Origin of the sequence: Burkholderia sp. HI2714, assembly GCF_002223085.1 — a bacterium.
GTDB classification, from domain to species: Bacteria; Pseudomonadota; Gammaproteobacteria; order Burkholderiales; family Burkholderiaceae; genus Burkholderia; species Burkholderia lata_D.
On the sequence record NZ_NKFM01000062.1, the window covers coordinates 206,972 to 228,178 of the forward strand.

3 protein-coding genes are annotated in these 21,207 nt (G+C 69.2%); all 3 read right to left on the minus strand.

Annotation, left to right across the window (positions count from 1 at the left end; all coding sequences use genetic code 11):
• Positions 1 to 8 precede the first annotated feature (8 nt).
• The 3 genes from CFB82_RS34545 to CFB82_RS34555 are packed head-to-tail and all read right to left on the minus strand — an operon-like array spanning position 9 to position 21,168.
• Positions 9 to 13,433, minus strand: coding sequence for a hybrid non-ribosomal peptide synthetase/type I polyketide synthase (locus CFB82_RS34545; RefSeq protein WP_089486890.1), 13,425 nt, complete (start codon positions 13,431 to 13,433; stop codon positions 9 to 11).
• The gene (locus CFB82_RS34550) at positions 13,430 to 16,753 is read right to left on the minus strand and encodes a bifunctional LLM class flavin-dependent oxidoreductase/SDR family oxidoreductase (RefSeq protein WP_089486891.1); all 3,324 of its coding nucleotides are present in this window, start codon (positions 16,751 to 16,753) and stop codon (positions 13,430 to 13,432) included. Before CFB82_RS34550 ends, CFB82_RS34545 begins: the two co-directional genes overlap by 4 nt.
• A complete protein-coding gene (locus CFB82_RS34555) occupies positions 16,750 to 21,168 on the minus strand; it encodes a beta-ketoacyl synthase N-terminal-like domain-containing protein (protein WP_089486892.1) in 4,419 nt (1,472 codons plus the stop codon). The genes CFB82_RS34550 and CFB82_RS34555 overlap by 4 nt, the downstream gene beginning before the upstream one ends.
• Between the last annotated feature and the right edge of the window lie 39 nt (positions 21,169 to 21,207).

Below are 21,207 nucleotides of genomic sequence, written 5' to 3' on the forward strand. Positions count from 1 at the left end.
AAGGCTCCTTAGAATGCGCTGAGTTCGACGGTGGGCTGGCGGGCTTCCGCGCGTTGTCCCAGGGTCAGGTTCCGGATGCGAACGCCCGGATTCGCAAGCACTTCGCCGATGACGGACGTCAGTTCGTTGGCGAGGCCTTGCACCAGGGCTTCGCTGAACCGCCCCGCGTGATAGACGACGCGGATCGCGAGGCCTTCGGCGTGCGGTTCGGCCAGGAACCAGAAGTCCGTCGCGGCTTCCGTGTCCGCGCCCTGTGGGTCGAGGTCCGGCAGCTCGGCGATGTGCACTTGTCCCGCGTAGCGATCGACGGGGCCGTGTCGCTGGTTCTGCAGCGTCAGGCCGATGTCGAAGAGCGGATTGCGTCCCGCCACGCGTTTGACGTGCAGCTCGTCGAGCAGGCGATCCAGCGGATACAGCGGGTGCGAGAACGCTTCGAGGGTGGTGTCCCGCACGCGGGTCAGCAGCGTGTCGAACCGGTCGTCGCCCGCGACCCGATCGCGCAGCGCCAGCACGTTCAGGTAGGGGCCGACCTGCGACTCGAGTTCGGGCAGCTCGCGGCCCGCGACCGGCGTGCCGACGACGATGTCCTCCTGGCCGGAACGGCGGTAGAACAGCGCCTTGATGGCGGACAGCAGCGCGATGAACAAGGTCGCGCCGTGGCGCTTGCCGAGCGATTCCAGCGCCGTCGTCTCGGCAGCGGGCAGGTCGAATCGCCAGGATTTCCAGCTCGGCGCGGCCGGCTGCGCGACGTCGCCAGGCAGTTCCAGCGCGCGCAGGCCGCCGCCCAGCTTGGTCAGCCAGTAGTCCTTCATGCGCGCGCCGTCCGGCCCGGCGAGCAGGCGGTTCAGCCAGCCGGCGTAATCCTTGTACTGGATCGGGAGGGCGGGCAGCGGATCGTCGCGATGCTGGACGAATGCGTCATAGAGCGCCGACAGGTCGTCGAGCAGGACCTCCGTGGACCAGCCGTCGCTCACGATGTGATGCATCGTGCAGATGCAGACGTGACGGACTTCGGAGAGCCTGAGCAGCTTGACGCGGAACAGCGGCCCGGTCGCGAGATCCATCGGCGCGAGCCGTTCGCTCGCCTGGATCGACATCGCCTGGGCATCGCGGTCCTCGGCATCCTGCAGATCCACGACCTCGACCGGGAACGCGGCTTCGCCGGGCGGCAGCACCTGCTGGACCGGCTGGTTGCCTTCCAGCACGAAACGCGTGCGCAAGATCTCGTGACGCTCGTTCAACGCGCGGAACGCCCGTACGAGCGCGTCCACGTCCAGCACGCCCTCGAACAGCAGCGACGTGGGCAGCGGCCCGCCGGCTTGCGCCGCATGGAGACGATCCTGGACCCACAGCCGCGTCTGGGCCGGGGAGAGCGCGTAGCTTGCCTGCGCCGGCAGCGGCGTCACCGGCGCGTAGTCGATCGGCTGCGTATCGGCGATGCGCTTCGCGAGGCTGGAGATGGTGGGGAGTGCGAACAGGCTGCGGATTTCCAGCTTCGCATGCAGGTCGCGACGGATGCGCGCGACGACCTTCGTCGCCAGGAGCGAATTGCCGCCCAGCTCGAAGAAATTGGCGGTCGTGCTGATCCGCGCCTTGCCGAGCACTTCCTGCCAGATGGCCGTCAACTGCGCTTCGAGCGCGTTGACGGGCGCAACGTGGTCCAGGCCGTCGGCGGGTTCGGGCAGTTTGGCCCGATCGAGCTTGCCGTTGGGCAGATGCTCGAACGCCGTCACGACGACGAACGCGGCGGGCACCATGTACTCCGGCAGCCGCTGCCGCAGGTGGCCGCGCACCGCTTCGACCAGTTCGGCTTCGGGGTGCGACGAGCACAGCCAGGCGACCAGTCTCGCGCCGTCGTCCACGCCGCGCAGCGCCACGACGGCGGCGTCGACCAGCGGGTGCGAAGTCAGCGCCGCCTCGATTTCGCCGGGTTCGATGCGCAGGCCGCGCAGCTTGATCTGGTGATCGATGCGGCCGAGGAACTCGATGTTGCCGTCGGGGCGGTAGCGCGCGAGATCGCCGGTGCGGTAGAGGCGCGCGAGCGGGTCGGCGGAGAACGGATCGGCGATGAACTTCTCGGCGCTCAGCTCGGGTTCGCCGTGGTAGCCGCGCCCGACCGGCGTGCCGCCGATCAGCAATTCTCCTGGCACGCCGACCGGCGTGAGCTGCATCTGCGCGTCGACGATGTAGAGGCGGGTGTTGGCGATCGGCCGGCCGATCGGGACGATGCGGTGCGGGTCGTCGCGCCGGCATTCCCACGCGGTCACGTCGACGGCGGCCTCGGTCGGGCCGTAGAGGTTGTACAGGCTGACGTCGAGGCGCTCGAGGCAACGCTGCTGCAGGTCGTGGGGCAGGGCCTCGCCGCTGCACACGACGCGGCGCAGCGACGCGCAGTGCGCGTCGAGGTCCGGATGATCGAGGAACGCACGCAGCATCGACGGCACGAAATGGATCGTGGTGATGCGTTCGCGCTCGATGAGCTCGACCAGGTAGTCGGTCTCGCGCTGGCCGCCGGGGCGGGCGAACACGAGGCGCGCGCCGGTGACGAGCGGCCAGAAGAGTTCCCAGACCGAGACATCGAAGCTGAAGGGGGTCTTCTGCAGCACCGCATCGTCGGCGTCGAGCGCGTAGGCGTGCTGCATCCACAGGATGCGGTTGGTGATCGCGCGATGGGTGTTGAGCGCGCCCTTGGGGCGGCCGGTCGAGCCGGACGTGTAGATCATGTAGGCGAGGTTGTCGCCGTTCAGCGCGGGCGCGGGGTTGGACGTAGCAGCAGCATCGAGGTCGAACGAGTCGCTATCGACGACGATCACGTGTGCGTCGGTCTCAGGCAGTGCATCGCGCAGATGCTGCTGGGTGAGGAGCCAGCGCAACTGCGCGTGGTCGATCATGAAGCGCACGCGCTCGGCGGGGTAGTCGGGGTCGACGGGGACGTAGGCGCCGCCGGCCTTGAGGATCGCGAGCAATGCGACGCTCATGTCGAGGGAGCGCTCCATCGCGACACCGACGAGCGCATCGGGGCCGACGCCGAGCGCGATGAGGCGGTGGGCGAGGCGGTTGGCGCGCAGGTTGAGTTCGGCGTAGGTGAGCGCGGCATCATCGAAGACGGCGGCGATGGCATCGGGCGTACGCTCGACCTGTTGCTCGAACAGGCGATGCAGCGGTTGCGCGGCGGCTTCACCGAAATCCGTGTCGGTGCGGTTCCACTCGACGGTCAGCCGGTTCCGCTCCGCGTCGCTGGACAACGGCAGCGTGGCAACGGCAGCCGACGCATCGTCCGCGAGACGCGTCAGCAGGGTCCGGTAGATGTCGAGGAAACGCTGCACCGTGCTCGCGTCGAACAGATCGGTGTTGTAGTCGCAATCGATCAGGAGCGCCTGTCCCGCGTCGAGCACGTTGACGTTCAGGTCGAACGCGGTATGGCGGATCAGCGGCGCCACGAGGCCGACCGTCAGGCCGGGCAGTTCGGGCAGCGCCGACACGGGTTCGAGGTTGAAGACCGCCGATACCAGCGGCGCGGCGTTGAGATCGCGCTGTGCGCCGATTTCGCGGACCAGCTCGGCGAACGGATAATCCTGGTGCTCGAGCGCGTCGAGCAGGTTCTGCCGGGTGCCGGCCAGGAAGCTCGCCACGGTGGCCTGCTCCGGCAGCGTGGAGCGCAGCGGCAGCAGATGCGTGCAGTAGCCGGCGAGGCGGTCGCTGCCGGCCACGGAGCGGCCGGTCACCGGGATGCCGGTGACGATCTCTTGCTGGCCGGCGACGCGGTGCAGGAACAGATTGAAGCCGGCGAGCAGCACCATGTAGAGCGTGCAGCCGTTCTGACGGGCCGCGGTGCGCAGCGTCGCGGCCGCCGCCGCGTCCAGATGCAGGGACACGCGTTCGCCGTGAAACGTCTTCACCGCGGGCCGCGGGTAGTCCACCGGAAGATTCAGCGGTGCGGCCTGACGCGCGCATTGCGCCAGCCAGTACTCGCGATTCGCCTTCGTTTCCGGGCTGTGGCGCTGGCCGTCGAGCTGCTTCAGGTACGCGCGAAACTGCAGCGGCGCCTCGGCCGGCGCCGCGCCGGCATACGCGCGGGCCAGATCCTCGAGCAGGACGCCGAACGTCGAGCCGTCACAGATGATGTGATGGGCCGTCATCACCAGCAGGTGACGCTCGCTGCCCAGGCGCACGAGCGCGGCCCGAAAGAGCGGGCCGTTCACCAGGTCGAACGGCTGGCGGCTTTCGTGGTCCCGCCATGCGTCCGGGTCCGTGTCGATCAGCGGAATCTCGAGTTTCAGCGACGGATGCACGATCTGGCCCGACCCGTCCGCCATCACCGTGGTGCGCAGCGCCTCGTGCCGGTCGACCAGGCTCTGGACGGCCGCGCGCATCGCGGCTTCGTCGAGCCGGCCGTTCAGTTCGAGCGTGGTGTTGACGTTGTACGCGAGCGACCCTTCGGGATCGATTTCCGACAACACCCACAGCTGGCGTTGCGCTTCGCTCAGCGCGGCCACCGTGCCGTGTTTCGAGTGCGGCCGGATGAAGCCGCCCCGGCGCAGGTCGGCGACGCTGTCCTTCACCGCCCGGATGAAGCGGTCGATATCCTCGTCCGTATGCGCGGTGGACAGGAAGCAGGTGCGCCATTCCCAGATGTAGATGCCCTTTTCGAGCATGTGATAGAAGAACAGGTCGAGGTTCTCGGTGAATTCGAAACGGAACATCGAGCCGAACCACGTGACCTTGATCGGCGCCTCGGCCTCCACGAAGAACGCATTCAACGTGTCGGCGATCTGCGCGGTGCGTTCGTTGAGCGCGGCCTGCAGCGCCGGGCCTTCCTGTTCGATCTTCTCGAGCACGGCCAGCGCGGCCGCCATCGCGAGCGGATACTGGCAGAAGGTGCCGCCGAACGCGGTGCGATCCGCGGCGGGGAACGAGTGGTCGCCGTAGGTCCACATGCCGCCGTCGATGGCATCCATGAAGCGGCTGGTGCCGGCGATCACGCCCAGCGGCAGGCCGCCGCCGATGATCTTGCCGTACGTCGCGAGATCGGCCTTGATGCCGAACATTGCTTGCGAGCCGCCCGGATGGACGCGGAAGCCGGTGATCATTTCGTCGAAGATCAGCGCGACGCCGGCTTCTTCGGTGATGCGACGCAGTTCCTTGAGGAAGGCGACGGGCTGCAGGGACGGGTTGCGGCTCTGCACTGGCTCCACCATCACGGCGGCGAGGGTCGACGCCATCCCGCGAATGGCGTCGAGCGCCGCGTCGCTGCCGTAGTCGAGCAGGATCATGTTCTCGACCGAGCCGAACGGCACGCCGGGGGCGATGGTTTCCGTCACGCCTTCCGCGTTCGCCGCGGCGAGCGTGCCGTCGGCATGGCCGTGGTACGAATGCGTGAACATCACGATCTTGTCGCGCCCGGTCACGGCGCGCGCGAGCCGCATCGCGGTCATGACGGCCTCGGTGCCGGTGTTCGAGAACGCGACGCGATCGAGGCCGGTCACGCGGGCAAAGCGCGCGGCCACTTCGCCGACGAGGCTGGAGCGCGCGCCCAGTTCGAGCGGGCGCTGCCATTCCCGGGTGACCTGGTGCTGGATGAAATCCGGCGTGTGGCCGAACAGATGCACGCCGAAGCCCATCGTGAAATCGATGTACTCGTTGCCGTCGATGTCCCACAGCCGCGAGCCGGCCGCGCGATCGCCGACGATCGGATACAGCATCTCCTTGGTCGAAAAGCGGAAGCCGACCGTGGCGCGGCTGTCGGCCAACACCGGGCGCGACGCCTGCACCGAGTCCTTCGATTTCCGGGTGCGCGTCGTGTAGCGCACGATCAGCGCCTCGAGATGCTCCTGCTGCACGGCGGACAAGCCGCGCGCGCGCTGCTGGACCGGGCTGCCCCACGGCATCATCGGCTTGGGCGGCTGATTGTCGGCCGCGGGCGCCGCGGCAGCGGCAGGCGCGGGCTTCGCCGCGGGCGCGGCGGCCGGGGCCGCCGGGGCCGCGATTGCGGCCGGGGGGGCGACGCTCGCCGTGCTCGCGACGGCTTGCGCGGCGACCGTCGCCGGCCGCACGCCGGCCTGGCCGGTCAACGACGTGCGCAGCAGTTCCATCTGCTGGCTCATCACGTGGGACAGCAGCTGATTCTGCTCCCGCAACACGCGCTCGACCGTCGAGCCGCCTTCGGCCGCGACCCATTCCACCGGCGCGGCGGCGAGCGGCGCAAGCGCCTGCGCGGACGGCGCGACCGCGACCGCCGCCGTGGACGGTTCTGCGACGGCTACGGCCACGGCCTCGGGCCCGGACGGCGCGGCGGCCGCCGGCAGGTTGTCCGCGACATATTCGGCGAGCGCCTGCACCGTCGCCAGGTCTTCGAAGAAGCGGCGCATGGCCAGCTTCACGCCGTACTCCGCCTCGATGTGCCGGATGGCCTCGATCAGCACGATCGAGTCGGCGCCCATCTCCAGGAAGGGCAGTTCGATGTTGATGGTGTCGGGATCGGCCTGGATCAATTCGCCGATCTTGCCGCGAAGCCATTCGAGAACCTCGCCGCTGCGATTGTGCGTCGGTGCTGCGGCGATGGGTGATGCGCTTGTCTGAGTCATGGACGTGTCCGCTTTCTGGAACCAGGTACGGCTGCGTTGGAAGGGATAGGACGGCAATGCAATGCGTGCGGGCGCGGGTGTTTCGGTCGGGGCCCAGTCGACATCGACGCCGCGGGCATACAGGCTCGACAGCGTTTCGATCAGCGCTTGCTGCTCGACTTGCGGCCGCTGCAGGGCAAGGAACTGGATCCCGGCGTCCGGCGCACAGCACGCGCGGGCCAGGTTGACGAGCACCGGCTTGGGGCCGATTTCGACCAGCACGTTGAAACCGGCTTCGGCGAGGCGCTCGACGCTGCTCGCGAACTGCACCGGCTCACGGCAATGGCGGCGCCAGTACGTGTCGGTGGGCGCGTCGTCCATCACGGCGCCCGTGAGATTCGAATAGAACGGGATCGCCGGGCGGGCGACGGGCACGGCTTTCGCCGCGGCCTGGAAGCTGTCCAGCATCGGCTCGAGCAGCGGCGAGTGAAACGCGTGCGACGTATTGAGCGGCACGGACCGGATGTCCCGCGCGGTGAACGCGTCGACCAGCATCGCGATGCGCTCGCGCTTGCCGGAGATCACGATGCTCGCCGGACCGTTGACGGCCGCCACCGCGACCTCGTGCGGGCACGCTTCGATCGCGCGCTCGACCGTGGCGAGGTCGGTGAAAATGGCCGCCATTTCGCCGTCGCGGGGCAACGCCTGCATCAGCCGGCCGCGTTCGGCGATCAGCCGCAGGCCGTCTTCCGGCGAGAAGACGCCGGCCGCGCAAGCCGCCGCGTACTCGCCGACGCTGTGGCCCATCACGGCGTCGGGCACCACACCGAACGACGCCAGCAACGTGGTGAGCGCGTACTGCAGCGAGAACAGGGCCGGCTGGCTGTAGCCGGTCTGGTGGATGTCCTCGCCCTGGGCCGACAGCACCTCGAGCAACGGCTTGTCGAGCAGCGCATCGGCCACCGCGCGGCAGCGGTCGATGGCGTCGCGGAACACCGGATACGCGTCGTACAGGCGGCGGCCCATGCCGGCGTATTGCGAACCCTGGCCGGTGAACAGGAAGGCCATCTTCACGCGGGGCGCGGGCTGCGTCGTGCCGGCCTGTTCCTTCGCCTGGAAGGCGCGCAGCTTGCCGATGGCGTCGTCGAGCGACGTCACCGGCCACGCCAGCCGATGCGCGAAATGCGAGCGGCCGGTCGCCGCCGAAAAGGCCACGGCCGCGATGTCGAGACCGGGTTCGGCTTCGAGCCGCCGCTGATAGCGCCGGACCAACTCGCGCAACGCCGCCGGGGTCTTGGCCGACAGCACCAGCGGGTGCACCTTGTGCGTCGACGGCGTTGCCTGCCGCGCCGGCGCGGGCGCTTCTTCGAGCACCAGGTGAGCATTGGTGCCGCTCGCGCCGAACGCGCTGACGCCGGCTCGCCGTGGCCGTTCGCCGCGCGGCCACGCGCTCGCCTCGGCGCAGACCTCGAGGGGCAGCGCGTCCCACTGCACCAGCGGGCTCGGCTGGCGGAAATGCAGGTGGGCGGGCAGGCGGTCGTGGTTCAGCGACAGCACGACCTTGATGACCCCCGCGATGCCGGCGGCGGACTCCGTGTGGCCGATGTTGGTTTTCACCGAGCCGACGCGCAGCCGCCGGCCCGCGTCGCGGCCCGCGCCGAACACCGCCGCCAGCGCCTGCAACTCGACCGGATCGCCCAGCGGGGTGCCGGTGCCGTGCGCTTCCACGTAATCGATGGACGCGGCGGGCAGCCCGCCCAGCGCCTGGCGGATCACGGCTTCCTGCGCCCGTCCGTTCGGCGCGGTAAAGCCGCTCGACGCGCCGTCGTGGTTGACGGCCGAACCGCGCAGCACGGCCAGCACGCGATCGCCCGCGGCGAGCGCATCGGACAGGCGCTTGAGCACCAGCGCGCCGCAGCCTTCGCTGCGCACGAAGCCGTCCGCGGACGCGTCGAAGGTCTTGCAGCGGCCATCCGGCGCCAGCGCCCGCGTGCGCGAGACGGCGATGGAGTTGTCCGGCGACAGGATCAGGTTGACGCCGCCCGCGATGGCGAGATCGCACTCGCCGCTGCGCAGGTTCTGGCTGGCGGTATGGATCGCGGTGAGCGACGACGAGCAGGCGGTATCGATCGCCATGCTCGGCCCCTGCACGCCCAGGCCGTAGGAGATGCGGCCGGCCGCCGTGTTCAGCGGATTGCCGGTGAAGAAATAGCCGTCGATGCCGCTGCCGCCGCCGTTGCGAAGCTGCAGGTTCGCGTAATCGTTGGTGGTGATGCCGACGAAGACGCCGGTCCGGCTGCCCTTGAGACTGTCGACCGGAATGCCGGCATGCTCCAGCGCTTCGTGGCTGACTTCGAGCAACAGGCGCTGCTGTGGGTCCATCGCGCTCGCTTCGCGCGGCGTGATGCGGAAAAACGCCGGATCGAACTGGTCGACGTCGTCGAGAAAACCGCCGAAGCGGCTGTACATGCGCCCCGGCTTTTCAGGATCGGGATCGTAGTACGCGTCGATGTCCCAGCGCTCGCGCGGCACTTCGGAGATCGCATCCACCCCGTCGTTCAGCAGCTTCCAGTAGGCGTCGAGATCGTGCGCGGCGCCCGGAAACCGGCAGCTCATGCCGACGATCGCGATCGGCTCCGGCGTGCCGGCGTCGCGGGCCTCGATGGCCGGCGCGACCGGTCGCGGCTGTGGCTGCGGCGGCACGGCCTGTGCCGGCGCCGTGTGCGCGTCCGGCGCCGTGCCGGACGCCTGCTCCGCCAGGAAATCCGCGAGGGCGTTGACCGTCGGATGATCGAACAACAGCGCGACCGACAACGGGATGCCCAGCGCATTTTCGAGGTGCGTGCGCACGTCCAGCGCCATCAGCGAATCCATGCCCATCTCGAAGAAGCCGAGATCGCGATCCAGCGTCCCCGCGTCGTAGCCGAGCACCTGGGCCACCGCGCGATCGATGCTGTCCGCCAGCAGGCGCTTTCGCTCGCGCGGCGATGCGTCACTCAACGCCGGCATCGCCGGCGCGCCGGGCGCGCATTTGGCCACCCGCACGCGGTCGAGGAACGGCTTGGGTCCGCGCGCCTCGTAGGAGCCCTGGAACAGCGCCAGGTCGATATCGACGACCGCGACCTGGGGGACGGCGGGGAGGCGATTCAACACGTCGAGCGCGCGATCCGCCGCGAGCGACCGGATGCCGACACGCCGCAGCAGCGCTTCCGCCTCCGGGAACGTCATGCCGCCTTCCGCCCACGGCCCCCAGTTCACGCTCAGCGCCGGCAGGCCCTGGCCGCGGCGATGATGGGCGAGCGCGTCGAGGAAGCGGTTCGCGGCACTGTAGTGCGCCTGCTCACGCGAACCCCACGCGGACGCGATCGACGAAAACAGGATGAAGAAATCGAGCGGAAAGTGCGCGCTTTGCTGGTGGAGCAGCCAGGCGCCGGCGACCTTGGGTTGCAGCACCGCGTCCAGCTCCTCGCGCTCGACCTGCATGATCGGCTTGTAGCCGACGACGCCGGCCGCGTGCACGATGCCGCGCAGCGGCACGCCGTCGCGCCGGAGCGCGGCGAAGAAATCGGCGACCGCCGCGGGATCGGCGATATCGAGGCGCTCGCAGCGCAGCGATACGTTCCGCTCACGCAGCTCGGCGATCGCCCGCTGGCTCTCGTCGCTCGCGGCCCCTTGCCGGCCAACCAGGATCAGCGTGCGTGCGCCATGCGCCGCCAGCCACCGGGCGGTGTGCAGCCCGAGCGCGCCGAACCCGCCGGTGATCAGGTAGGCCGCGTCCGGGTCGACCGGCAGCGCGGTGGTTTCGGGCTGCGCGAGCGGGCTCAGGCGCGCGACATGGCGCATGCCGTGCCGCAACGCCACCTGGTCCTCGCGGCTCTCGCCGAGCATCTCCTGAAGCAGCGCCTGCGCCTCATCCTCCGGCGCGGCCGGGTCGAGATCGATCGCGGTGCCGAACCATTCCGGATGCTCGATCATCGCCCCGCGTGCCAGGCCCGACAGCGCAGCCTGGGCGAGCCCGGATACGCGCGGCGCGTCGCCGGCTTCCACCGCGTCGCGCGTGACCACCGAGATCCTGGGCCGGGTCGAAGGCGTCCACTCGCGCTCGCCGCCGACCACCGCGTGCACGAGATGCAGCAGGGCGGTGGACATGCGCGTCGCTCCGACGGCTTCGTCCAGCGCCCATAAAAAGACGATGCGCTGGCCTGGGGCGGCGGTCTCGTCCAGCAGGCGGACGAAATCGTCCGGCCGCTCGGGCGCGACCTGCCAGCCCGCTTCCGCGTCGGCGACATAGGCGGGGCCGAGGCGCACCAGCGAGCAGGATGCGCCGCGCGCGCGCAGCAGCGCCGCGAGCCGCTCGCCGACACCGCTCGTGTCCGCGAAGATCAGCCACGGGGACGCGTCGGCGGCGACCTGTGCGGCCGGCAACGCGGCTTGCTGCTCCCACACCACGTGATAGAGCGGGTTTGCGTTCGACGCGGCGGTTCCGGCGGGGGCGAATGCCGTCCTGAGCAGGTCCGGCAGCGCGTTCAGCATGTCCTCGGGGTACTTGCCGGACGACTTGAGGTGCCGCACCGCTGCGTCGATGCTGCCGGCATCCATGCCGACGACGGGCGACGGGATCTTCTCCAGGCTGAAGCGCTGCCGCTCGAACGGATAGTTCGGCAGCGTCGTGGCGGGCTGGGCGGGCGCCGGGAACAGCGCGCGCCAGTCGAACTGCGCGCCCTGCACGTACAGCGCCGCGAGTGCGCGCTCCAGTGCATCGCCCGCGCAGGGCGGCGGCAGCCAGCCGTCGGCGAGCGCCTCCGGCGTGTGCGGCGCGTCGGCCTGATCCGACACCCCGGCCAGTTGCAACCAGTACTGCGGGTGTGTCACCTCATCGGTCACTTCCGTGCCGAGACAGCCGGAAATCAGGCGGACCGACGGCCGTGCAAGCGACATGTCCTGAAGCACGGCGCGCAACGCTTCGGCATCCGAACGGGCGGCCACGAGGCGTAGTGCGTCGGCCACGCTCACGACGCCCGCCACGCAGGCCGCGACATATTCGCCGATGCCATGGCCCGACACGACGGCCGGGCGGATGCCCCATCCCTTCCACAGTTCCGCCCACGCGAACTGGATCGCGAAGCGGCCGGCGTCGGTCTCGACTGCCTCCAGCGGCACTGCGCAACGCGCGAACGCGTCGCGGAACAGCGGTTCCGACGCGTGGAGCGCGCGTGCGACACCGGTGTCCGGCGGCGCACCGAACCCGAAGCCCACGCGCAACGCCTTGCCCGTGCGCGCCGCTGCCGCCGACGCTGCCTTCACGCCCGATACATAGGCCGCGCGAAACGGATAGTGACTCCGTCCGGTGGCGGCGGCGCGGCAGATGGCGGCCAGCTCCCGCGGCGTCGCGCCGGCGATCGTGCGCTCGTAGCGTTGCACGAGCGCCGCCAGCGCCGCTTCGGACCTGGCCGACAGCAGCAGCAGCGCGCGTTGCGCGGCGTGCGCCGGCGCGACGGGCGGTTCCTCGACGATCGCGTGGGCATTGGTGCCGCTGAATCCGAACGCGCTCACCCCGGCGATGCGCCTGCGTTCCCCGCGCTGCCACGCGACCGGATCGGCGGCGACGCGGATCGGGATGTCCTGCCACGGCGTATGCGGATTGGGTTGGGTGAAATGCAGGTGCGCCGGAATCCGGTCGTGCTCGAACGACAGCAGGACCTTGATCAGGCCGGCGATGCCGGAAGCCGACTCCAGATGCCCGATATTGGTCTTGACCGAACCGATCACGAGCGGCTCGTTCGCCGCGCGCCCCGCGCCGTAGACGCCGGCCAGCGCTTCGACCTCGATCGGGTCGCCGAGGGACGTCCCGGTACCGTGGGCCTCGACATAGGAGACGTCGCCGGGCGCGAGGCCGGCCTGGTTCAGTGCGCGGCGGATCACCCGCTCCTGCGAATCGCGGCTCGGCACGGTCAGCCCGCCGCCCGCGCCGCCCTGGTCGACCGCCGTGCCGCGCACGATGCCGAGCACGCGGTCGCCGTCGGCGAGCGCGTCGGCGAGGCGCTTGAGCACCACCATGCCGCAGCCTTCGCCGCGCACGTAGCCGTCCGCCGCCGCGTCGAAGGTCTTGCAGCGGCCGTCCGGCGACAGCATGCGCGCCTGCGAGAAACTGACCATGACCTCGGGCGACAGCATCAGGTTGACGCCGCCCGCGAGCGCCATGCCGGTTTCGCGTGAGCGCAGGCTTTCGCAGGCCAGGTGCAGGCACACCAGCGACGACGAGCAGGCGGTATCGATCGCCATGCTCGGGCCGGTGAGGCCGAGCACGAACGACAGCCGGCCCGCGGCCATGTTCAGCGCACTGCCCGTGCCGGCGTAGCTGCTCGACGGCATCGACGCATTGGACACCTGGATCGCGTGGTCGAAACAGGTGATGCCGACGTACACGCCCGTGGCGGACTGCCGGAAGCGCTCGGGCGCGAGATGGGCGTTCTCGAGCGCCTCCCATGCCACTTCGAGCAGGAGCCGTTGTTGCGGATCGAGGTAGGTCGCTTCGCGCGGCGCGATCCCGAAGAACGCCGCGTCGAATTGATCCACGCGTTCGAGAAAGGCGCCGTGGCGGGTCGCCATCTTGCCGGGCGCGGACGGATCGGGGTCGTAATAGCGATCGATGTCCCAGCGTTCGCCCGGCACTTCGGTGACGGCATCGCGCGCGCCATCGAGCAATTGCCAGAACGCGTCCGGCGTATCGCTGCGGCCGGGGAAGCGGCAAGCCATGCCGATGACGGCGATCGGCTCGTTGCGGTCCGAACGCAGCGCCGCGATTTCCGCGCGCCGCAGGCGCAATTCGTCGAGTGCGGCTTTCAGTGCTTGCGTGGCCTTGGCGTTCATTGGGCGCCGATCTCCTGGGCGATCAGTTCGGAAAGGTCATCCTCGTCGAGGTCGTCGGATGCTTCGTCGACGACCGGCGCGGGGAGCGACGGCGACAGTTCGTTGAGCACGTACTGGGCGAGCGTCTGCAGGTTCGGATAGGAAAAGAACAACGTCGCGCGAAACGGTCTGCCGAACACCTTGGTGAGGCGATCGGTCAGTTCGAGCGCGACCAGCGAATCCAGGCCGAGATCGAGCAGCGATTGCTCGGGCGCAATGGCGTCCGGGCCGGAAAGACGCAAGGTCTCCGCCAGCGTCGCGGCGAGCGTGTCGGTGATGCGCTCGACCCGCTCACGCGGCGCGCACGCTTGCAGCTGGCGCAGCAATGCCGTTTCCTGCTGCGCGGGTTGCGCGGCCGGTTGCGCCAGCTCGGAAAAGAGCGCGGACCCGGCGGCCGGCGCATCGACCAGGAACAGGGTCGGCCAGTCGATCCGCGCGACTCCGGACTGGGCGACGCCGGACGCCATCAGCCGTTCCAGCGTCGCGATGGCCAGCTCGGGCGGCAGCGTGCCGACGCCGAGCGCGCCAAGCTGTTCGTGCGCGCGCCGTCCGTAGTCGGTCGCGGCGTGGCCGATTTCCGCCCACGGCCCCCAATTGACGCTGAGCCCCGGTTTCCCCTGCGCGCGCCGATGCTGGGCGAGCGCGTCGAGGAAGCTGTTCGCCGCCGCGTAGTTGCCCTGGCCCGGCATGGTGATCAGCGCGGCCATCGACGAGAACAGCACGAAATGGTCGAGCGGCAGGTCGGCCGTCAGCTCGTGCAGGTACCAGGCGCCGTCGGCCTTGCCGCTGCCGGCGCGATGGAAGACGTCGTCGTCCTGGCGCGTCAGCAGCGCATCGTCGAGCGCGCCGGCGAGGTGAAAGACCCCTTTGAGCGGCGGCATCGAATGCGCGATTTCACCGAGCGCCTGCTCGACGTCCTCGCGACGCGACAGGTCGGCGCGAATGAACCGCGCGTCGAGCGTGCGCAGGATTTTCTCGTGCGCGGCGGAAGGCTCGCCGCGCCCCAGCAGCACGATTTTCCCGGCGCCGTTGTCGGCAAGCCAGGACGCGAGCCGCAGGCCGAGCCCGCCGAGCCCGCCCGTCACCAGATAGGTCGCGTCATCGTGGAACCGGATCGGCCGGTGGCTGACGAATTCGCGATTGTCGCGGGCGATGCGCGCGACGTAGCGCTGGTCGCGGCGAAACGCGATCATGTCTTCACGGCCGCCAGCCTGTACCGCTTGCACGATGTGAGCCGCCGACGGCTGCGCGGGATCGAGGTCGACGAGCCCGCCCCACAGCGTCGCATGCTCCACCGCGATCGCCCGGCCCAATCCCCACAGCGGGGCCTGTGCCACCGCGATCGATTCGCCCTCCAGAACATTCATCGCGCCCGACGTCACCAGCCACAGACGCGCCTGCGGGGCCGACGGCGCGCGTGACGCAAGCGCCCTGACCAGCTGCAGCACGCTCGCGCTGGCCCGCCGTCTCGCCGCGATGTCGGCGGGCGCGAGATCGAGACTCCACAGGTGGATGACGCCCTTCAGCGGGCGGTCGGGCGCGGGCAGTTCCGGCGTCGCGTCGGCGAAGCGCAGCGTGCACGTATCGCCGTTGGCTTCCAGCAGCGCCGACAGCTGTGCACCCACGCCGCCGCGGTCCGCGAGAATCAGCCACTCGCCCTGCGCCGAACCGCCGGTTGCCGCGTCGACGTTCGACGGTCTCCAGACGCGTTGATAAAGCAGCGCGGCGAAGTCGTGCCGCTCGACGGCGCGCCCCGCGCGCACCTGCTGCAACCGCAGCCCATCGATCTCGATCAGCAGTCGCCCCGCCAGGTCATGGATGCGGATGTCGCCCTCCAGCGTGCCCTGTCCGACCGGCTTGCGCAGCGTGGCGTGACTCCATGCCTCGGTCGACGACGGCGGCTGATGCACCCGGACCGCGCCGATCGCGCTGGGCAGGTACAGGTCGCCCGACGCCAGCGCGTCCGGATCGATCGCGGCGGCGAGCACGCGGCTGCACGCGTCGAGAAAGGCGGGGTGTACCTGGTAGGGCGACGACGCCAGCGCGTCGGCCGGCAGGCTGATTTTTCCCAGCGCCTCGCCGGTCGTGCGCCAGATCTGCCGGATCGCGTCGAACACACCGTCGATCTGCACGCCGTGCTGCCGGATTTCGCCGTTGAAGTCCGCGCCCGACGTCGTTTCCGGGCAGCGAGCTTGCACTTCGGCGGCATCGAATCGCGTCGGCGCGGCGGATGGCCTGGGGGCGCACATCTCCCGCAGTCGACGCAACTGCGGAAGGTTGCCGAGGATCCGCTCGACCGGCGGACCGAAATCGAGCAGGCAGGCCACTTCGTCCACGCCGATCGACTCGAGATCCCGCACCAGTTCGACGCAGGTTTCCGGCGTGCCGATGAGCCCGCGCGACTGCGCGAAGCGTTCATAGAGAAACTCGACGAACTCGTCCAGTTCGCGTGCGCCCATCGCGCGCACGTCGACCGACTGGCCGCGACTCTGCGCCAGCCCGTTCAACAGCCCGATATTGCTGCGGATGTAGTTGCAGAACGGCACACGCGCCTGTTCGCGCGCCTGCGCCGCATCGTCGCCGACGAACGTGTGCAGCATCACGGACACGGTGCCGGCCGCCGGATCGAAGCCCTGCTTCGCGCGCGCCTCGCGGTAGAGGGCGATCTTGTGCGCGAGCTGGTCCCGATCCTGGTCGAGCACGTGGGTCAGCAGGTTGGCGCCGGCTTCGCCGGCACGCACGAACGTCTGCGGATTGCTCGCGGCGGTCACCCAGACGGGCAGTTCCGGCTGCACCGGCGTCGGATAGACGCGCAGCCGCACCGGCTTGCCGACGCCGTTCGTCGCATCCAGCGTGCCGCCGCGCCACAGATGCTGGACGGCACGCATCGTGGTCAGCATGTCGTCCTGCCGGCTCGCATACTTGTCCGGGGCGAACACGAAGTCGTCAGGATTCCATCCGGACGCGAACGACACGCCCACGCGGCCGTTCGACAGGTTGTCCACCATCGACCATTCTTCCGCGATCCGGATCGGGTTGTGCAGCGCCGCGACCACGCTGCCCGCGACCAGCTTCACGCGTTGGGTGGCAGCCGCGAGCGCGGCGTGCAGGACGGCGGGATTCGGGTACAGCGAGCCGAATTCGGTGAAATGGCGCTCCGGCACCCAGACGCTGGAGAACCCGTTCGCATCGGCGAAACGCGCGCTTTCCATCACGAGCTGGTACTTGTTGCCGGACAACGCCTCTTCACTGCTGGCGAAGAACATCAGGCCGAATTTCATGCGTGGCTCCGATCCGATTCGTGAATTTCGGCACTCGCGCACATCTGCCACGTCGCGGCGGCGCGGGTGTCGTCGATCCGGTGATAGACGGCAAACGAAAACGGTCCCCAGGACCGGCGGCTCAGCACGGTCTGCACGGTGCGCGATGCATGCGGATGCAATGGCAACGGCGCATGCAGGGCGAGATCTTTCAACGTCGTATGGCCGGCAGCACCGATTTCCGACGTGGCCGACAGCGCCATTTCCACGAAGGCGGAATAGGGCAGGACGGGCGAACCCTTGACGCGATGACCGTCGAGAAAGGTGGTTGCAGGCGCATCGAGACGCGATTGCCAGATCCACGTGGCCGGCGCATGCGCGTGCTGCTCCATGAGGCGCCCGAGCAACGGATGCCGAGGCGCACGTGGCGTGATCCAGAAGCCGCGACGTTCGAACGGGTAGGTCGGCAGGGCGAGCCGGCGGCGCGGTGCGTCCCGCTCCACGGCATCCCAGTCGATGGACGCGCCGCGTACGTAGAGCGCGGCGAGCGTGTGCAGGATCGCGTCCCACGCGGCCGTGTGCGCGCCGATTTCGATCACGATGCCGGGGTGTCCCGCCGCACCGCCGTCCGGCGCCTGCGGCACGCCCGCCCACGAGGCTGCGGCGCGATGTCCGTCGCCGGTGCTGCTGACGGCATCCGGCGTGATGCCGAAGGACATCCACAGTTGCGCGAGCGCGCGCTGGAATGCCGTGAACGCGGCGTCGGCGGGGGCGAGCCCGGGCGCGTCGGACTGCCGCTGCATCAGCGCATCGAAAGCGGGACAGGCCGCGCGCAATTGCCGAACCGCGTCGGCGCTGCCGCCGACGTCGGCGCAAAAGTGGAACGTCACCGCAGGCGGTGTTTCGGCAGGCTCGCCGGACGAAACGGCGCCAAGTTGCGAACGCAACGAATCGAGACTCGATGCGACGATGGCCGCGCGCCGCGCGAAGTGGGTGCGCCCGGTATTGGCCGTGAACGCGACATCCCGCACACGGGCCTCGGGATGGGCGTCGAGGTAGGCCGCATAGGACGCGGCCAGCGCTTGCAACGCGTCGGGCGTGCGCGCGGAGAGCGTCACGACGCGCGCCGCGGGCGCGGCCGGGTCGGCTTCGATCGCTGCGGGCGCTGGCGCTTCGGACAGGATCAGGTGCGCGTTGGTACCGCCGAAGCCGAACGAACTGACGCCGGCCAGGCGCGGCCCGTGTTCCGAATGCCACGGCGTGACCTGCTGCGGAATGCGGAAGGGCGTGCCGTCGAGTGCGATTTGCGGATTGATCGACCGGAAATGGAGGTTCGGCGGAATGGCGCGATGGTGGAGCGCAAGGGCGGTCTTGATCAGGCTGGCGATGCCCGCCGCCGATTCCAGATGGCCGATGTTGGTCTTGACCGACCCGATCCAGCAGTGATCGTCCGGCCGACGAGATTCGCCCAGGACGGCCGCCAGCGAGTTCAACTCGATCGGGTCGCCGAGCGGCGTGCCAGTACCATGCGCTTCGACGAAGCCGATGTCGTGCGCGCGTACGCCGGCATCGCGCAGCGCACCGTGAATCACGGCCTGCTGGGCCGGGCCATTCGGCGCGGTCAGGCCATTGCTGCGTCCATCCTGGTTCACCGCGGAGCCACGGATCACGGCGACCACGGTGTCGCCGTTCTCGAGCGCATCGTCGAGCCGCTTGAGCAGCACCATGCCCACGCCTTCGCCGCGCACATAACCATTTGCCGACGCATCGAACGCCTTGCATCGGCCATCCGGCGACAGCATGCCCGCTTGCGTGAAGGACGCGCTCAATTGCGGCGCCAGAATCAGGTTGACCCCGCCGGCCAGCGCCGCATCGGACTCGCCGCGCTGCAGCGTGCGGCACGCCTGATGCACCGCGACGAGCGAGGACGAACACGCGGTATCGACCGCCCAGCTCGGGCCGCGCAAATCGAGCGCATAGGAAATGCGGTTGGCGGCGACGCTGAGCGCGTTGCCCGTCGCGACATAAGGGCCGACGTCCGCGACTTCGTCCTGCGCCAGACGGATGTAGTCCGAATTGCTGATGCCGACGATGACCGCGGTGCGTCCGCCGGCGAGACTGCGGGGCGCGATCCCCGCATGCTCGAGCGTCTCCCAGGCCACCTCCAGCAGCAGACGCTGTTGCGGATCCATCGATTCGGCTTCGCGGGCGCTGATGCCGAAGAAAGCCGCATCGAACTGATCGACCTGGTCCAGCAGTCCGGCGGGCGGAAGGTCGGCGGCGCGCTGCGTCGACGCACCGACCGCGTCCCGGCCCTCCAGCAGAAGCTGCCAGAATGCGTCGGGATTGCCGGCGCCGGGGAAACGGCATCCCATGCCGACGATCGCGATATCCGCGCGTGCTTCGACCGAGCCGGGCTTCTGGTCCGGCATGGCATTCCCGGCGCCGCTCAAATGGCGCGCCAGCAGCGAAATACTCGGAAAATCGTAGACGACGGTCGGGGAAACCGGCCGCCCGAGCCAGTCCTGCAACTCGCCCGAGAGCAGGATGGCGTCCTTCGAATCGAGCCCATGGACGCTGAACGGCGCGTCGGGGTCGATCTTGCCGGAAGCGATTCCCGACAGACGCGAGACACGCTCGATGCACCATTGCACCAGCGCTTGCGTGTCGCGTGGCGTGGCCGTCTGCGGGGCGGCCGGCGGCGCGGAGAACGCACGCCGCCACTCGCCCGCGATCGCGAGCCCCTGTTCATCGAGAAATGCCTGCCTGATCCGGCTCCGCTGGATTTTTCCGCTGGACGTGCGCAGGATCGTGGCGGGCTTCAACAGGACCGCCGCATACAGATCGACGTCGTGCGCTTCGGCGAGCGCGCGCCGGATCTCCGCGGCGACGGCTTCCGCATCCAGCGTGTTGAGCGCTTCCCGGCGCACTTCACAGGCGACAACGATCCGCTCCACGTTATCGACGCTGATCGAGAAAGCCGCCGATGCGTTCGGCGCGAGCGCGGGGTGGCTTCCCTCCGCGGTTTGCTCGAGATCCTGCGGGTAGTGATTGCGGCCGGCGACGATGATGAGGTCTTTCAAACGGCCGGTGACGAAGAGGTCCTCGCCCTCGACGAAACCGAGATCGCCCGTGCGCAGGTAACGCGCGTCATCGCCATCCAGCTTCGCGCGGAAAGTGCGCTCCGTTTCCTCGATACGGTTCCAGTAGCCGACGCCGACGCTCGGGCCGGTCAGCCAGATTTCGCCGATCCGGCCGGGCGCGCAGCGCGCGCCGGTATCCGGATTCACGATCTGCAGGCGATGCTCCGCCCAGGTCCGACCGCATGAGACCAGCGCGTGGCGCTTGCCTTGGTCGCTTCTCGTCGCCACGCCTTGTGCCAGGTCGTCGGCATCGTAGTCCGCCACGCGCGGCAGCGAGCGTGCCGGCTGACCGGAGATGAACAAGGTCGCCTCGGCCATGCCGTAGACCGGGCGCATGGTGTGCGCATGGAAGCCGCACGCGGCGAATGCGCGCGAAAAACGCGCCACCGACTCCGCGCGCACCGGTTCCGCGCCGTTGAATGCCACGCGCCAGCTGCTCAGGTCCAGTTGCGCGCGCGCTTCATCGGAGATTTTGCGCGCGCACAGGTCATACGCGAAATCCGGCGCGGCGCAATGCGTGCCGCGATACTTCGTGATGGCCTGCAGCCAGCGGATGGGCTTCTGTACGAACGCCGCGGGCGCCATCAGCACCGACAGCACGCCGAGATAGATCGGCAGCAGCACCTTCCCGAAAAAGCCCATGTCGTGAAACACCGGGAGCCAGCTGACAAACACCGCCGACGCATCGGCATCGCTCGCCTCGGCGATGACCGCCATATTGCTCAGGATGTTCGCGTGGCTGATCATCACGCCTTTGGGCGTACCGGTGGAGCCTGACGTGTATTGCAGCAGCGCCAGCGTCTGCGGCGTGATGTCCGGTGCGCGCCATTGTTCGGCCGGTGCGTCGAAGCGCTGGTCCGTCGCCAGGATCTTCAGTTCCAGCGTGTCGGAATAGCCGTCCGCGTGATGTGCGATGCCGTCGAGCGTGGCGGCGTCGGTCAGCGCGACGACCGGCCCGGCGTCGGCGACGATGGCCTTGAGACGGTCGGCGGGACGATGCCTGCGCGGCGGATAGGCGGGTACGCCGATCAGGCCGGCATACAGGCATCCCACCCATGCGCAGATGAATTCCAGCCCGGGCGGATAGACCAGCAGGACGCGGTCGCCCGGTTGCGCGATGTCTTGCAACCTGGCGGCGATGCTGCGCGCCCGCTTGTCCAGGTCGCCGAACGTGAGTCGAGTCAGTTCCGCTTCGCCGTTTTCGAGAAAAATGAACGCGGTCTTCTCCGGTTCGACCTTGCCGCGAAACAACAAAATTTCTGTAACAGTCCTGAATTTTGTATCGGGAAGCATGCTCAACCTTCGTTGTCTTCTAAACGTTGAATATCTCAG

Excerpts from the sequence above, each read along its gene's own strand:
- CFB82_RS34545 (WP_089486890.1), bottom strand. The coding sequence starts at position 13,433 with ATGAACGCCAAGGCCACGCAAGCACTGAAAGCCGCACTCGACGAATTG.
- CFB82_RS34550 (WP_089486891.1), bottom strand. The coding sequence starts at position 16,753 with ATGAAATTCGGCCTGATGTTCTTCGCCAGCAGTGAAGAGGCGTTGTCC.
- CFB82_RS34555 (WP_089486892.1), bottom strand. The coding sequence starts at position 21,168 with ATGCTTCCCGATACAAAATTCAGGACTGTTACAGAAATTTTGTTGTTT.